Below are 15,235 nucleotides of genomic sequence, written 5' to 3' on the forward strand. Positions count from 1 at the left end.
CCATGGCCGGATCATCCCGCGGGCGGATGAGACGCAGATGAGAGCGCCGCGGCCCCGGAGCTCGTGCCCGGGTCCGGGGCCGCGAGCCAGGCGTCGACGTCCGCCAGCATCCGACGCCTCGTCGCGTCCGAGGCCCGGCTCGCCCGCACCGACGACCGGGCCAGGTCCGCCAGCTCGGCGTCGGTGAACCCGTGGACCTCGCGGGCGGCGACGTACTGGTCGAGCAGCCGGGAGGAGAACAGCAGCGGGTCGTCCGCGCCGAGCGCCACCCGCGCCCCGGCGTCGACCAGCGGCCGCAGCGGCACCTGCGACGTGTCGGCGTACACGCCGAGGCCGACGTTCGAGGCGGGGCACACCTCGAGGGCGACCTCGCGCTCCACGAGCTCGGCGAGCAGCGCCGGGTCCTCGCCGGCGCGCACGCCGTGCCCCAGCCGGTCGGGGTGCAGGGCGTCGACGACGTCGCGCACGTGCGCCGGCCCGAGCAGCTCGCCGCCGTGCGGCACCGACGCCAGGCCCGCGCGGCGCGCGATCCGGAACGCGGCGGCGAACTCGGCGGTGTCCCCGCGCCGCTCGTCGTTGCTCAGCCCGAAACCCACCACCTCGCCGGCGCCCTCGCCCGCGTACCGGGCCGCGAGCCGGGCGAGCGTGCGCGCGTCGAGCGGGTGCCGCATCCGCGACGCGGCCACGACCACCGCCACCTCGACCCCGTGCGCGGCGCTCGCGGCCTTCGCGGCGTCCAGCACGATCTCGACCGCCGGCGTGATGCCGCCGACGAACGGCGCGTACGACGTCGGGTCCACCTGGATCTCCAGCCGGCCCGACCCCTCGGCGGCGTCGTCCGCCGCGGCCTCGTCGACCAGGCGGCGCATGTCCGCCTCCGAGCGCACGCACGCGCGGGCCGCGTCGTAGAGGCGCTGGAACCGGAACCAGCCGCGCTCGTCGGCCGGCACCCGCAACGGGTCGCCGTCCAGCAGGGCGCCGGGCAGCCGCACGCCGTGGCCGGCCGACAGGTCGCGCAGGGTGTCCACCCGCATCGACCCCGTGAAGTGCAGGTGCAGGTGGGCCTTGGGGAGCTTCGCCAGATCGCGCACGGCGCCAGTCTGCCCCGAGCCCGCGGGTGCGGGCCCGGTCAGGGCAGCCAGCCGCGCTCGCGGGCCACGGTCACGGCGGCCGTGCGGTCGTCCACCCCGAGCTTCGCGAACGCCCGCAGCAGGTGCGTCTTCACCGTGGCCTCCGCGATGAACAGCTCCCGCCCGACGGCGGCGTTGGACAGGCCGCGCGCCACGAGCCCGAGCACCTCCGCCTCGCGCGCCGTGAGCCGCTCGGCCGCGGTGCGCACGCTCGTCACCAGGCGCGTCGCGACGCCCGGCGCCAGCACCGTCTCGCCGCGCGCGGCGGCGCGCACGCCCGCGACGAGCTGGTCGCGCGGGGTGTCCTTGAGCAGGTAGCCGGTCGCCCCCGCCTCGACGGCGCGCAGGATGTCGGCGTCCGTGTCGTACGTCGTGAGGACGACGACGCTCGGCCCGGCGTCGCGCGACGCGCCGACGATGCGCGCCGTCGCGCCCACGCCGTCCAGGCGAGGCATGCGCAGGTCCATGAGCACGACGTCGGGCGCCAGCTCCGCGGCCAGCGCCACGGCCGCCTCGCCGTCCGGGGCCTCGCCCACGACCTCGACGTCCGGCTCGCCGTCGAGCATCCCGATGATCCCCGAGCGCACCACCGGGTGGTCGTCGGCGACCAGCACGCGCACCGTCCCCACCGGTGCCTCCCCGGGACCCGGCCCCGTCACGGCGAACCGCCCGCGGCCGGCACCTGCACCTCGACGCGGGTGCCGCCGCCCTCGCCCGGCCCGACGGCGAGCCTGCCGCCCACCGCCGACACCCGCTCGCGCATGCCGGCCAGCCCCAGGCCGTCCGCGTGGCCGGGCGGCAGGCCGCGGCCGTCGTCGGACACCTCGAGCCGGACGTCGCCCGCACCGCCGCCCTCGCGCTCGCCGTCGCGCGTCAGCCGGACCGTCACCGCGTGCGCCCCCGCGTGCCGTCGGACGTTCGCCAGGGCCTCCTGCGCCGCGCGCAGCAGCACCACGTCGGCGGCCGCGTGGCCGGTGGCGCCGCCGCCCGACCCGTCGGCCGCCCCGGCGACGTCCAGCACCACAGGCGTGCCCGTCTCGGCGGTGAACCGTTCGGCGAGCCGGCGCAGCGCCTCGGCGAGCGTCGAGCCCTGCAGGGGCACGGGCGCGAACGCGGCCACCAGCGCGCGCGCCTCCGCGAGGTTGTCCCGCGCGGTCTGCTCCACCACCACGAGCCGCTCGCGGGCACGGTCCTGCTCGCCCCGGTCGAGCGCTGCCGTCGCCGCCTGCGCCTGCGTCACGACGCTCGTGAACCCCTGCGCCAGCGTGTCGTGGATCTCCCGGGCGATGCGCTCGCGCTCCGCCGTCACGCCCGCCGCGTGGTGCGACTCCGCGAGCTCCGCCTGCGCCTCGCGCAGGTCGTGCAGGAGCCGCGCGCGCTCGTCGGACCGGCGCATCGTCGTGGCCACCCAGAGCCCCAGCATGATCGCGAACGCCAGCGCGATCGCCATCTGGGGCGCCGCCTCCAGCAGGGTGGGCAGGTCGAAGCCCTCCTGGTACGCGATGCCCACCGTGGTCGCGGCGGCGAGCACCACCGACGCGACGACCGCTCGCCGCTCCGGCTCGAGGAGCATCCACAGCTGCGTGAACGCGCCGAACAGGAGCAGCGTCGCGATGCCGTTCTGCGCCACCGTGACCGACGTGCCCGCGATCAGCACGACGACGTACGCCGTCGCCAGGCGCTGGTCGCGGGACCGCGCCGCCCGCGCGCCCCACGCCGCGTACGCCGCGAGGATCACCGCCATCGCGCCGTACGCGACCCACAGCGACGTGCCGCGCTGGCCCGTCAGGGGGAGCGCGACGGCGGTCAGCAGGACGATGGCGACGAACGTGCGGTCCCACCACACGACCTGCCGGTCCCAGGCGGCGAGGTCCAGCGCGTCGTACGGCTCGCCGGGCCGGGCGGCGTGGTCCTCAGCCGTCGTCACGGCGCCGCCACCGGAAGGTGCGCACCGCGACGACCAGCCCCACGATCAGCCATGCGACCAGTACAGCAGCGGTCGCGGGGTGCTGCCAGGACCCGCTCGTCTCCAGCGCCGCCATCTCGTCGGGCAGGAAGACGGACCGCATGCCCTGCGCGATCCACTTGAGGGGGAACACCGAGGCCAGGGTCTGCATCCACCCCGGCAGGGCGAAGAACGCGAAGAACACGCCCGAGACGAACTGGAGCACCAGCACGACCGGCGTCACGACGGCGCTCGCGGACCGGCCCGACCGCGGCAGGGACGAGAACCCGACGCCGCAGATCGTGCCGGTCGCCGACCCCAGCACGAACACCCAGGCGAACGTGGCCCAGCGGCCGGCGTCGGTGGGCAGCGGCACGTCGAAGGCGAGGGCCGCCACCGCCAGCAGCAGCGCCGTCTGGACCACCGACGTGGCGAGCGTCAGCAGCACCTTCCCGCCGACGTACGCGGCGGCGGGCAGCGGCGTCGCCCGCAGGCGGCGCAGCGTGCCGTCGTCCCGCTCCACCGCGATGGACACGGCCAGGGACTGGAAGCTCGTGAGCACGATGCCGGTCGCGACCATGCCCGGCAGGAAGTACTGGGCGAAGCCGATCTGGGCGACGTCGGTGCCCTGGTCCTCGCTCCCGAAGACGCTGGAGAAGATCGCGAGCATGACGATCGGGTAGGCGAACACGAAGATCACGGCGTCCCGCTCGCGCCAGAACTGCCGCAGCTCGAGCCCCGCGCGCACCAGCGCGAGAGGTGCGAGGCCGGGCAGGCGCCCGGCCCGGCCGGGGGCGACCCGGGTGTCGACGGCGGCGCTCATGCGTGGTCCTCCTTCGCGAGCAGCCCGAGGTAGACGTCCTCGAGGCTGGGGCGGGTGATGCACAGGTCGGCGACCTCGCCGTCGGCGCCGGCGGCGGTCGCCATGAGGTGCGCGGCGAGCGCGGTGGGGGCGTCGGTGCGCTCCGCGTGCCGGACGCCGTCGGCGGTCCAGGTCACCAGGGGGGTGCGGGCGTCGGGACCGCCGAGGGACTCGGGCGCCCCCTCGGCCACGACCCGCCCGTCGCGCACGACGGCGACGCGGTCGGCCAGGTGGGCGGCCTCGGCGAGGTCGTGGGTGGTGAGCAGGATCGTCGTGCCGGCGTCGCGAAGCCGCAGCACGAGGTCCCAGAACGTGCGCCGTGCCTGCGGGTCGAAGCCGGTCGTCGGCTCGTCGAGGAACAACAGCTCGGGATGGCCGACGACACCCAGCGCGACGTCGAGCCGACGCCGCTGCCCGCCCGACAGGGAGCGCACGCGCGCGCCCGCCTTGGGGGCGAGGCCCACGGCCTCGACCACCTCGTCGGGGTCGCGCGGCGCCGGGTAGTAGCGGGCCGTTGAGCGCACGGACTCCGCGACGGTGAGCTCCGCCTGGTCGCGCGAGTCCTGCGCGACGACGCCGAGCCGCGCCCGCCAGGCCCGCCCGGCACGGGCGGGGTCCTCGCCGAGCACGCGGACGTCGCCGCCGTCGCGGTCCCGGAACCCCTCGAGGATCTCGATCGTCGTCGTCTTGCCCGCGCCGTTGGGGCCGAGGACGGCGACGATCTCCCCCGTCGCGAGGTCGAGGTCGAGGCCGTCGACCGCCTGCTTGGTGCCGTAGCGCTTGGCCAGGCCGCGGACGCGGACGGCCTCGCCGGAGGAGCGGCGCGGCCCGGCGCCGGCGGGGGTGCCGCGCCGTCCGCGGGGGGCGGCCGGCGGGGGAGCCGGAGAGGGTGTCGTCGTCGAGGTCATGCGTCGAGCCTCGCGCCGGGGACGGGGCCTGCGGGAGCCTCGGACGACGGGCCCCGGGGTCCACCGATCGGTGGACGGCGGGGGTCCGCGCGGGCGGTCGAGAGGGTGTGCCGGCGGTGGTTCGACCCACGCCCCCGCGTCGCGTACAGTTGTCCCTCGGTGGTTGATGCCCGCCAAGATCGAACGCGCCCTTCCGGGGTGGTTCGAGCGTGGCGACAGGGGCGTCGAGCACGAAGGGTAGTGGCGCAATTGGTAGCGCAGCGGTCTCCAAAACCGCAGGTTGCAGGTTCGAGTCCTGTCTACCCTGCCAGCGTGATCCCCCGCGGGGCCGCGCGCAGCGGGGCCATCCGCATGACCCCGGAACGCCAGGAGTCAGTGCCGTGGGTGCGTCGCCGGCAGGTGGCGCGGCCGCGGCGGGAACGCGAAACGGGGTAGAGCGAGTGAGCGAGTCACCGGCTGAGGCCGTGGGGACGCCCGGCGGGGGCAAGTCGGCCACCGGCAAGCGCCCGAACCTGTTCGCGCGCATCGCGCTCTTCGTGCGCCAGGTCGTGGCGGAGCTCCGCAAGGTCGTGACCCCGACCCGTTCGGAGCTCATCAACTACACGATCGTGGTGCTGGTGTTCGTCACCGTGGTCATGCTGTTCGTGGTGGCGCTCGACTGGGTCATCGGACTGGGCGTCCTCGCCCTCTTCGGCGACTGACCTCGGCAGGCCGCCGGCGCCCGCCCCTGAAGCAAGCAGATTCCAGAAAGCAGGTTCGTTCGTGTCCCAGGATCCGCTGGACCAGACGGAGAACGTCGACCCCACCCAGCCCGACGCCGACGGCGCCGAGGCTGACCTCGACGTGCCCACGGACACCGCCGACGCCGAGCCCGAGGCGGGCGTCGAGGACGCTGCTGAGGAGAGCGACGCCGTCGACGCGGGCACCGCGGCCGACGACGGCGCCGACGACGAGGACGAGCGCCCGGCGGACGCCGACGGCGACGTCGTCGAGGACCCGGCCGAGGAGTTCCGCCGCACGCTGCGCTCGCAGCTCGGCGACTGGTACGTCATCCACTCGTACGCCGGGTACGAGAACCGTGTGAAGGCCAACCTGGAGAACCGCATCCAGAGCCTGAACATGGAGGACTACATCTTCCAGATCGAGGTCCCCATGGAGGAGGTGACCGAGATCAAGAACGCGCAGAAGAAGACCGTCCGCCGCGTCCGCATCCCCGGTTACGTCCTCGTGCGCATGGACCTCACGGACGAGTCGTGGGGCGCCGTGCGCCACACGCCGGGCGTCACCGGCTTCGTCGGCCACACGCACCAGCCCGTCCCGCTGACGCTCGACGAGGTCTACTCGATGCTGGCGCCGGTGTTCGTCGAGGCCGCCCCCGAGGCCGGCAAGGCCGCCGCGGCGTCGTCGGGCGCGACGGCGAAGGCCCCGGTCGAGGTCGACTTCGAGGTCGGCGAGTCGGTCACCGTCACCGACGGCCCGTTCGACACGCTGCCCGCCACGATCTCCGAGATCAACGCCGAGGCCCAGAAGCTCCAGGTCCTCGTCTCCATCTTCGGCCGGGAGACCCCGGTCGAGCTGTCGTTCAACCAGGTCGCCAAGATCTGACGGACGCAGTACTGCAACCGGGTCATCGCCCACGGCGTCGGCCCACAACTCAGAAAGTCAGGGAAGAGTCATGCCTCCCAAGAAGAAGGTCGCCGGCCTCATCAAGCTCCAGATCAACGCCGGTGCGGCCACGCCCGCCCCGCCGATCGGCCCCGCGCTCGGTCAGCACGGCGTGAACATCATGGAGTTCTGCAAGGCCTACAACGCGGCCACCGAGTCGCAGCGCGGCAACGTCGTCCCCGTCGAGATCACCGTGTACGAGGACCGCTCGTTCACGTTCATCACGAAGACGCCGCCGGCCGCCGAGCTCATCAAGAAGGCCGCAGGTGTGGCCAAGGGCTCCGCGACGCCGCACACCGTCAAGGTCGCGCAGCTCAGCCAGGACCAGGTCCGCGAGATCGCGCAGACCAAGCTCCAGGACCTCAACGCGAACGACATCGACGCCGCGATGAAGATCGTCGCCGGCACCGCTCGTTCGATGGGCATCACCGTCGCGGAGTGACCCGCGAGAACCGTCGCGGAGTGATCCGCGACCGGGTCGCCCGGCCGTGACCGGATTCTTCCGGCGCGGTCCGGGCGTCCCGGACCAAGTCCCGGCGATCGACGCCGGGCACGTGGCAGGGTCCGCGCGGACCCGCTCACCACGACTGCAGAAGGAGAAGCAGATGGCAACGCGCAGCAAGGCGTACCGCGCCGCGGCCGAGAAGATCGACCGCGAGAACCTGTACAGCCCCCTCGAGGCGGTCCGCCTCGCCAAGGAGACCGCGACGGTCAAGTACGACGCGACCGTCGAGGTCGTGTTCCGCCTGGGCGTCGACCCCCGCAAGGCCGACCAGATGGTCCGCGGCACGGTCAACCTCCCGCACGGCACCGGCAAGACGGCCCGCGTGATCGTCTTCGCGAACGCCGCCAAGGCGGAGGAGGCCCGTGCGGCCGGCGCCGACGAGGTCGGCGGCGACGACCTGATCGAGAAGGTCGCCGGCGGCTACACCGACTTCGACGCCGCCGTGGCGACGCCGGACCTCATGGGCAAGGTCGGTCGTCTGGGCAAGGTGCTGGGCCCCCGTGGTCTCATGCCGAACCCGAAGACCGGCACCGTGACGATGGACGTGACCAAGGCCGTGTCCGACATCAAGGGCGGCAAGATCGAGTTCCGCGTCGACAAGCACGCGAACCTGCACTTCATCATCGGCAAGGCGTCCTTCGACGAGAAGGCGCTGGTGGAGAACTACGCCGCCGCGCTCGACGAGGTGCTGCGTCTCAAGCCGACGTCGTCCAAGGGCCGGTACATCACCAAGGCCACGATGACGACGACGATGGGCCCGGGCATCCCGCTCGACCAGTCGCGCACCTCGAAGCTGCTCGAGGAGGCGTGATCCCGGCAGGGACCCGCTGAACCACCGCCGACGGCCCGGCACCCGCGAGGGTGCCGGGCCGTCGTCGTACGCGAACTCCCTGACCCCGCGGCCGCAGGTGCCGGGGAATCCCTCATCCCGCGGCCCTGCCCTCCCCGCCTACCGTCGAAGCACCCGGATCCCCGGGCCCGCGACGACGAGGGAGCATGCCGTGAGAGCAACGACGAAGAGGGTCGTGACGGGACTGGTCGGCGCCGCGTGCGCCGCCGTCGTCGCGCTGACCGGGGGAGCCGCGGCGTCGGCCTCGCCGGGGCAGGAGCCCGCCGCTGCGCCCGTCGCCGCCGCGGCCGACGGCCCGTGGCTCACCGGCTACTGGCAGAACTTCGACAACGGCGCGACGGTGCTGCGGCTGTCGCAGGTGCCGGCCGCCTACAACCTGGTCGCGGTCGCCTTCGCCGAGAACCTCACCGGCACGCCGGGCGGCATCACCTTCGAGGTGGCGAGCGCGGAGCTCGACGGGTACACCGAGGCGCAGTTCAAGGCCGACGTCGCCGCCATGCACGCGCAGGGCCGCAAGGTCGTGCTGTCGGTCGGCGGGGAGAAGGGCAACGTCGTCGTCTCGAACCCGACGGAGGCGAAGAACTTCGCGGACAGCGCCTACGCCCTCATGCAGGAGTACGGCTTCGACGGCGTCGACATCGACCTGGAGCACGGCATCAACGCCACCGCGATGGCGGACGCCCTGCACCAGCTCTCGGCGAAGGCCGGGTCCGACCTGATCCTCACGATGGCGCCGCAGACGATCGACTACCAGGCGACGACCATGGGCTACTACCAGCTCACGCTGGCGATCAAGGACATCCTCACGATCGTCAACACGCAGTACTACAACTCCGGGTCGATGCTCGGCTGCGACCAGAAGGTCTACTCGCAGGGCACGGTCGACTTCCTCACCGCGCTGTCGTGCATCCAGCTCGAGATGGGGCTGCGGCCCGACCAGGTGGGCATCGGCGTCCCGGCCACGTCGCGCGCGGCGGGCGGCGGGTACCAGCCGGCGGGGAACGTCGTGAAGGCGCTCGACTGCCTCGAGGCGGGCACCGACTGCGGGGCGTTCACCCCCGCGGAGCCGTACGGGCCGATCGGCGGCGCCATGACCTGGTCGATCAACTGGGACGCGACGAACGGCTACGCGTTCGCGGACGTCGTCGGCGCGCGGCTCGCCACCGGCGCGGGCACGCCGACCGACCCGCCGACGGAGCCCACGGACCCGCCGACGGAGCCCACGGACCCGCCGACGGACCCGGGTGACTGCACGGCGCCGGCCTGGGCGTCGTCGGCCGTGTACGTGGGCGGGAACCAGGTCTCCTCCGACGGCCGCACGTACGAGGCCAGGTGGTGGACCACGAACGAGAACCCCGCCCAGAGCGGCCAGTGGGGTGTCTGGCGCGACCTCGGCGCCTGCTGACGGGGCCGCCCGGACGAGCTCGGAGATTCGACCCGCGCCGCGTGTATCACGCGGCGCGGGTCGTCCTCTCTCCGGGCGATGACGAGTACGCAGCACCGCACGAGCGCTGCGGGAGGAGGTCCTTGCATGTCGATGCAACTTCCTCCTGCCGCGTCGTCCGGGCGCGCCGTAGGCTCGGAGGTTCCGGGGCGCGGCCGCCCCGGCCTCTCGACGAGCCCCCACGAGGTGCGAACAGCCATGACACGAGCCACTGAGGAACCGCTCGGTGGGACGCCCGACGCCGACGAGAGCCTGGGCGACCGGGCCGCGCGGGCGATCCTGGAGTTCCGGGCGGGGCGCACCGACGCCCTGACGGACCTGGTCCGTGAGGCGACGCCGCTGCTGTGGCACACCGTGCGCGCCCAGGGTGTCGACCGGGACGTCGCCGACGACGTGGTGCAGTCCACGTGGGCGGCACTCGTGCGGCACGCGGACACGATCGCCGAGCCGAAGGCCGTGCTGAAGTGGCTCCTCGTGACGGCCCGCCGGGCCGCCTGGGAGACGGTGCGCAAGGGGCGTGCGGACCTGCGCCGCCGCACCGAGCTGCCGGACGACGTGACCGAGGGTGCCGCGGCGCTGCCGGACGCCCGCCCGGGCCCGGAGGCCGAGGTGCTGACCGACGAGCGCGACCGGATCCTCTGGTCGTCGCTCCGCCGGCTCCCGGAGCGCTGCCAGGAGCTGCTGCGGCTCGTCTCGCTCGCCGACCGCCCGGACTACAAGGCGATCTCGGCGTCGATCGGCATGCCGGTGGGAAGCATCGGCGCCACACGGGGACGGTGCCTGGCGAAGCTGCGCGCCGTCCTCACGGAGCATGGGGAGGCCTCGTGGACATGAGCCAGAAGCACGAGAACGCGTGGGGCGAGCCCGTGCCCGGCGAGGACGAGGCCCTGGACGCGCGCGACGTCGCGGTCCTGGGGCGTCTGGGACGCGCCGTCGAGGCGGTGGACCCCGTGCCCGACGGGCTGGTCGAGCGGTCGCTGTTCGCCATGACGCTCGCGCGCCTCGAGGCCGAGGTGATGGAGCTGCAGCAGATCGAGGCCCCCGTCGGGTCCGTGCGGGGTGACGCCCCGCCGCTCGAGGCGCGCACCATCACGTTCACGCACGAGCGCCTCACCGTGATGATCGCGCTGTCCACCGACGACGACGGCACCCACGTGCGCCTCGACGGCTGGGTCGCGCCCGCCGCCACGCTCGTCGTCGAGCTGCGCCAGCCGGACGGCGAGCGCACCACCACCGCCGACGACGACGGCCGCTTCGCCTTCACCGGCGTCGACCGCGGCCCCACCAGCCTGCTCGTGCGCCTGCCCGACGGCGGCGACGTCACCGTCGCCACGCCGCTCATCGAGCTCTGAGACGCCGGGCGCGACCGCGCCCACCTGAGAACGTGCGCCGATCCGGCGCGCCCGTGACGAGGAGGACACGTGACCGAGAGCCCCGTGGGACCGACGCCGAGCCGGCCCGAGCCGACGATCCGGTTCCTGGACCCCAGCACCGCCCGGCGGAGTCCCGGGCAGCGCCAGGTCGGGTCGACCTGGTACGTGGCTGATCGGCTGCTGGTCCGCGGAGGCCTCCCGGACTCGGTGCGCGGGCGCCTGCGCACGCCTGAGGGTGTCACCGGGCTGCCGCCGGTCCTGGCACTGGAGCCGAGCGAGGACGAGGAGGCCGCCGCGGGGTTCGAGCGGGCAGCGAGGCGCCAGGGGTGCCGCGTCGGTGTCGAGGTCAGGTACCGGCACGGGATCCAGCCCGCGGCGGACGCGAGACCGCTCGATCTGGTGGACGAGGACCAGGGCTTCGTGCTCCGGCTGATCGCGGATCGACCGGACGTTCAGCCCGACGCCTGGGAGGTCCTCGAGGCCGACGCTCGTGACGAGTCGACGCCGTGGACCCTCAGCCTCGATCACGTCCTCACTGCGCTCCCGTTCACGACGCATCCGTTCACGACGCATCCGTTCACGACGCATCCCTTCACGACGCATCCCTTCACGACACATCCGTTCACCACGCACCCGTTCACCACCCACCCCATGGCGGCGCAGCCGTTCACGACGCACCCGTTCACGACCCACGGGATGGCTGAATACGGCGTGCCGGGCAGTGGCGGCAGGTCGCCGGTGGCGTGGCTCGGCGCGCCGCCGGCGCGCCGGGTCCGGGACGACGGCGACGAGTCGCGCACACCCGACGGGGCGATCCGCCCGGTGGTCGCCATCGTCGACACCGGGATCGGGACCCACCCGTGGTTCGGTACCTACGGGCTGGGGTCGGAACCGGACGACGGCAACGGCGTCGTGATCCGCGGCGCGCGCCTGCCCGACGGTCCCATCGGCACATATCCGGTGCCGCAGCTGCCGGAGGAGGACGCCGAGATCGGGGGCGCGAGCACCGCACCCCTGACCGGGCCCCTGGACCCGGTCGCCGGCCACGGGACCTTCATCGCAGGGATCGTGCACCAGACGTGCCCGGACGCTCGGCTCCTGCCCGTCCGGGTGGTCGGTGGAGCCGGTGCCGCCATCGAGTCCGAGGTGATCGAATCCCTGCGGCGTCTGCTGAGGTTCCACCGCCGCGGGCTCGCGGGCGAGGAAGGCTTTGTCGCGGTCGATGTGGTGGTGCTCCCGATGGGCTACTACCACGAGCAGCCCGAGGACCTGCAGTGGGATCACCCGCTCGCCGACGTGCTGGCGCGGCTCCGCGACTCAGGCGTCGCCGTCGTCGTGGCCGCGGGCAACGACGGCGAGACCCGCCCTGAGTTCCCCGCTGCGTTCGCGCCCGAGGTGGACCGGCGCGCGACGCCACCGCGTATCACCAGCCCGCGGGACACGACCACGGAGCGCCCCCCGATCCTCGCGGTGGGTGCTGCCAACCCCGACGGCTCCACGGCGCTGTTCAGCAACGACGGCCCCTGGGTGACGTGCGTCCGTCCGGGCGCTGCGGTGGTGAGCACCGTGCCGCGGACCCTTGACGGGCCCAGCACGCCCTCGCTGCGCACGCGGGAGCGGTTCGCCGACGCGGTGCGCTCGACGATCGACCCGGAGGGATTCCAGGGCGGGTTCGCGACCTGGAGCGGGACGTCGTTCGCCGCGCCGGTCCTCGCGGGCGAGATCGCTCGTGAGCTGCTCGCCGACCGGAGCCAGCGTGCCCGGGCGGCGGACGCTACGCTCACGGGGTCGGTCGCTCGGACCGATCAGGACGACGAGGCGCGGGTGGCGGCGATCTGGCGCGCCATCTCCGGGGCGACGGGAGGCCTGTCGCTCGACGACGCGTCCACCCCGGGGTGATCCACGAGGGGTGAGGCATGAGCGATGCGTTGGCGACGGTCCGCGCCGAGGTCGACGAGATCCGTTCGCACGCGCGCGCTCATCGCCAGTTCTCCAGCACGCTCAGCCGCTACGAGGGCGTTCTCGTGCGGCTCGACGCGCTCGAGGACGAGGCGACGGCGCGGGACGTCGCCGCTGTCAGGGCCCGTGTACTGGTGGGGATCGCCGCGTGCGAAGGCGAGCTCGGGGCGGACCGCGAGGTGGTGCTCGCGAAGCTGGCGGCAGCCGCGGCGATGGCGCTCCGGGCAGGCAGCGCGGAGATGGTCGCGCTCGTCCATGCCAACCTGGGTCTCCAGCTCCTGCGGTCGGGGGATCACGACGGCGCGAGGGTCGAGCTCGGCGCCGCCCTGGACGGCCTCGTCGACGAGGCCGAGATGCTCCCGGTCCTCATCAACCGGAGCTCCCTCCTGCTCGAGATCGGTGCGATCGACGAGGCGGTCGCCGATCTCCGGCGCTGCCTGGAGATCGCCCGAGGGCTGGGGGACGAGCAGGTGATCCCGATGGCGGAGCACAACCTCGGGTACGCGCAGTTCCTCCAGGGTGACCTTCCCGCGGCGCTGCGGGCCATGGACGCCGCTGCAGCGGCGGCGCCGCCCGAGCACGCCGGCGTGGGCCTGATGGACAAGGCCGCGGTGCTCTATGAAGCGGGGCTGCTCACGGACGCGGAGACCGCGCTCCGCACCGCGGCCGGCATCCTCGCCGCGACGGGGGGCGCGCGCGATCTGCTCGACGCCGAGCTCCAGCAGGCTCGATGCCTCGTGGGCCTGGCGAGGTTCTCGGAGGCGGAGGAGCTCGCCGAGCAGGTCCGTGACCGCGCGCAGCGTGCGGGGCACGGAGTCATGGCGCTCCGTGCGGAAGTCGTCGGCCTCGACTCGCGGTTCGGGCTCGTCGTCGCGGGCGACACGGACGAAGGCCTCCTGCCGCTGGCGCGTGCCGCCGACCTGCTCTGCGCTCGGGCGGGCGACCAGCCCGGTGCCGAGCGCGTGCTCATCGACGCCCGGCTGCTCGCTGCGGAAGCATGGGCTCGCGCGGGACGGTTCGCTGAGTCGCGGGACCGACTCCGTGCCCTTCCGTCGCGGTCGAGCCTGGCCCTCGGCGCGCGCGTGCGCTGTGAGGTCGTCTCCGCCTTGTGCGGCTTCGGCACAGGGTCCCGGCGCACGGGGCTGGCGGCCGTCCGGCGTGGCTATCGGTTGCTTGCCGTGCAGCGGCAACAGCTCGGTGCCGTCGAAGCCGTCACGGCCGCCGCGGTGCACGGCATCCGGCTCCAGGGCGTCGACATCGACGCCGCGCTGCGGTCTGTGTCGCCGGACCCGCTCTTCGACGCCCTGGAACGCGGGCGCGCGACCTTCGCAGGGTCGGGCCGTGTGCGCCCGCCGGACGACGAGCATGCCGCCGAGCTGATCGTGTCGGCTCGACGGCTGATGGAGCGCGCGCGCCTCCTCCGGTCGGACGGGGCGACCACGGACGCAGAGCTGGTGCGCGGCGTCGAGCTGCATCGCGACGCGCGCCGGCTCCAGGACCGTGCGCGGCAACGGACCTGGCACGCGGGCGGGTCCGGAGGCGTCCCGGCTCCGGTGACGGCGCGTGGTCTGCGGACGGACCTTCGCGCCGCGGGGTCGGATCGGGTGGTCCTCAACCTGGCCATGAGCGGCGACCGCCTCCGCGCCATCCGGGTGGACGGTACGGGGGCGCGCCTCGTCGAGCTCGGACCGCTGCCGCCTGTCCTCGAGCTTGCGAGGCGGGTGCGCGCGGACCAGCAGGCCCTGGCCAACCCGCTCCTGCCCACGCCCCTGCGCGACGTGGTCCACGCGTCCGTGACGGCGACGTTGCAGCGTCTCGACGTGCTCCTCCTCGGTGCTCTCGACGTCGCGGAGCGAGACGTCTTCGTCGCGGCTCGCGACAGGCTGGTGTCGCTCCCGTGGGCGTCGCTGCCCTCCCGGCGGGGACTGTCGACGGTGGTCAACTCCTGGGTCGCGCGCGGGAACGCGGAGTGGACCCCGGGGCCCGGTCTCTCGGTCGCAGGGTCCGATCTCGTCCACGGCGTTGCCGAGGCGCAGCAGGTGGCGGCGGTCTGGGGGAGCGGTGCGCGTCTGCTCACCGGTGACGACGCCTCGTGTGCGGCGGTGGCGGAGGCGGTCGAAGGCGTTCCGGTGGTCCATGTCGCCGCGCACGGGACGCACGAGCCCGAGAACCCCATGTTCTCGAGCCTTCAGCTGGCCGACGGCCCGTTGTTCGCGCACGAGCTGGACGGGCGGGACCTGTCGCGTTCGGTCGTGGTCCTGTCGGCCTGCGACGTCGGCTCGGCGAGCATCCGGCACGGCGGCGAGCCGCTCGGCCTGACGAGCGTGCTGCTGCGGATGGGGGCTCGCGCCGTGATCGCCGCGGTCGCGCCGCTGCGGGACGACGTCGCCGTGCGGGTCATGCCAGCGCTGCACGAGGGGCTGCGCGACGGCTTGCGCCCGGGCGCGGCGCTCGCCCGCGCCGTCGCGGACGAGCCGGAGCCGGTGCCGCTGGTGTGCTTCGGCCCGCTGGTGCTCTGACAGTCGGAGTGGCGCGTGCCACAGGCGTCGCGTGCTGAGCGCGGCCGTCGTCGTGTAGAGTTCTCGGGTAACCCA

14 protein-coding genes and 1 tRNA gene are annotated in these 15,235 nt (G+C 74.0%); 10 read left to right on the plus strand and 5 right to left on the minus strand.

What is annotated here, in order from left to right; genetic code table 11:
• Positions 1-11: 11 nt before the first annotated feature.
• From ACQP60_RS00240 to ACQP60_RS00260, 5 genes are all read right to left on the minus strand, one after another.
• The gene (locus ACQP60_RS00240; RefSeq protein WP_429727821.1) at positions 12-1,091 is read right to left on the minus strand and encodes an adenosine deaminase; all 1,080 of its coding nucleotides are present in this window, start codon (positions 1,089-1,091) and stop codon (positions 12-14) included.
• A gap of 38 nt (positions 1,092-1,129) precedes the next feature.
• Positions 1,130-1,696 carry a response regulator gene (locus ACQP60_RS00245; RefSeq protein WP_429728756.1) on the minus strand — a complete coding sequence of 189 codons (567 nt, stop codon included), beginning with the start codon at positions 1,694-1,696 and terminating at the stop codon, positions 1,130-1,132.
• An 89-nt stretch (positions 1,697-1,785) separates the two neighbouring features.
• A complete protein-coding gene (locus ACQP60_RS00250; protein ID WP_429727823.1) occupies positions 1,786-3,057 on the minus strand; it encodes a sensor histidine kinase in 1,272 nt (423 codons plus the stop codon).
• On the minus strand, positions 3,044-3,898 hold the full coding sequence (locus ACQP60_RS00255; RefSeq protein ID WP_429727825.1) for an ABC transporter permease: 855 nt from the start codon (positions 3,896-3,898) through the stop codon (positions 3,044-3,046). Before ACQP60_RS00255 ends, ACQP60_RS00250 begins: the two co-directional genes overlap by 14 nt.
• Entirely contained in the window at positions 3,895-4,845 is a 951-nt protein-coding gene (locus ACQP60_RS00260) for an ABC transporter ATP-binding protein (protein ID WP_429727826.1), read from the minus strand. The genes ACQP60_RS00255 and ACQP60_RS00260 overlap by 4 nt, the downstream gene beginning before the upstream one ends.
• 234 nt (positions 4,846-5,079) lie before the next feature.
• Here ACQP60_RS00260 and ACQP60_RS00265 point away from each other — a divergent pair.
• The 10 genes from ACQP60_RS00265 (at position 5,080) to ACQP60_RS00310 (ending at position 15,160) form a co-directional block, all read left to right on the plus strand.
• Positions 5,080-5,155: transfer RNA gene (locus ACQP60_RS00265), tRNA-Trp, on the plus strand.
• 154 nt (positions 5,156-5,309) lie between these two features.
• Positions 5,310-5,546: a preprotein translocase subunit SecE gene (gene secE / locus ACQP60_RS00270; protein WP_429727827.1), complete on the plus strand. Its 237-nt coding sequence runs from the start codon at positions 5,310-5,312 to the stop codon at positions 5,544-5,546.
• Between the two features lie 61 nt (positions 5,547-5,607).
• The gene (gene nusG, locus ACQP60_RS00275; protein WP_429727828.1) at positions 5,608-6,450 is read left to right on the plus strand and encodes a transcription termination/antitermination protein NusG; all 843 of its coding nucleotides are present in this window, start codon (positions 5,608-5,610) and stop codon (positions 6,448-6,450) included.
• Between the two features lie 70 nt (positions 6,451-6,520).
• Complete coding sequence (gene rplK, locus ACQP60_RS00280) at positions 6,521-6,952, plus strand: 50S ribosomal protein L11 (RefSeq protein WP_429727829.1); 432 nt, start codon at positions 6,521-6,523, stop codon at positions 6,950-6,952.
• A gap of 163 nt (positions 6,953-7,115) precedes the next feature.
• A complete protein-coding gene (gene rplA / locus ACQP60_RS00285; RefSeq protein WP_429727830.1) occupies positions 7,116-7,826 on the plus strand; it encodes a 50S ribosomal protein L1 in 711 nt (236 codons plus the stop codon).
• Between the two features lie 214 nt (positions 7,827-8,040).
• A complete protein-coding gene (locus ACQP60_RS00290) occupies positions 8,041-9,270 on the plus strand; it encodes a glycosyl hydrolase family 18 protein (RefSeq protein WP_429727831.1) in 1,230 nt (409 codons plus the stop codon).
• Between the two features lie 237 nt (positions 9,271-9,507).
• Positions 9,508-10,143, plus strand: a complete 636-nt coding sequence (locus tag ACQP60_RS00295; protein ID WP_429727832.1) for an RNA polymerase sigma factor — start codon at positions 9,508-9,510, stop codon at positions 10,141-10,143.
• Positions 10,140-10,661 (plus strand): carboxypeptidase-like regulatory domain-containing protein, encoded by a 522-nt coding sequence (locus ACQP60_RS00300; protein WP_429727833.1) that lies wholly within the window; start codon positions 10,140-10,142, stop codon positions 10,659-10,661. The genes ACQP60_RS00295 and ACQP60_RS00300 overlap by 4 nt, the downstream gene beginning before the upstream one ends.
• Before the next feature lie 69 nt (positions 10,662-10,730).
• Positions 10,731-12,581, plus strand: a complete 1,851-nt coding sequence (locus ACQP60_RS00305; protein WP_429727834.1) for a S8 family peptidase — start codon at positions 10,731-10,733, stop codon at positions 12,579-12,581.
• A gap of 17 nt (positions 12,582-12,598) precedes the next feature.
• The gene (locus ACQP60_RS00310; RefSeq protein WP_429727836.1) at positions 12,599-15,160 is read left to right on the plus strand and encodes a CHAT domain-containing protein; all 2,562 of its coding nucleotides are present in this window, start codon (positions 12,599-12,601) and stop codon (positions 15,158-15,160) included.
• The last annotated feature ends 75 nt before the right edge of the window (positions 15,161-15,235 follow it).

This window comes from Isoptericola variabilis (genome assembly GCF_050311655.1).
GTDB lineage: Bacteria > Actinomycetota > Actinomycetes > Actinomycetales > Cellulomonadaceae > Isoptericola > Isoptericola variabilis.

Coding starts and splice junctions, on each gene's coding strand:
- ACQP60_RS00245 (WP_429728756.1), bottom strand. CDS start 1,696: ATGCTCGACGGCGAGCCGGACGTCGAGGTCGTGGGCGAGGCCCCGGAC.
- ACQP60_RS00255 (WP_429727825.1), bottom strand. CDS start 3,898: ATGAGCGCCGCCGTCGACACCCGGGTCGCCCCCGGCCGGGCCGGGCGC.
- ACQP60_RS00260 (WP_429727826.1), bottom strand. CDS start 4,845: ATGACCTCGACGACGACACCCTCTCCGGCTCCCCCGCCGGCCGCCCCC.
- rplK (WP_429727829.1), top strand. CDS start 6,521: ATGCCTCCCAAGAAGAAGGTCGCCGGCCTCATCAAGCTCCAGATCAAC.
- rplA (WP_429727830.1), top strand. CDS start 7,116: ATGGCAACGCGCAGCAAGGCGTACCGCGCCGCGGCCGAGAAGATCGAC.
- ACQP60_RS00295 (WP_429727832.1), top strand. CDS start 9,508: ATGACACGAGCCACTGAGGAACCGCTCGGTGGGACGCCCGACGCCGAC.
- ACQP60_RS00300 (WP_429727833.1), top strand. CDS start 10,140: ATGAGCCAGAAGCACGAGAACGCGTGGGGCGAGCCCGTGCCCGGCGAG.
- ACQP60_RS00310 (WP_429727836.1), top strand. CDS start 12,599: ATGAGCGATGCGTTGGCGACGGTCCGCGCCGAGGTCGACGAGATCCGT.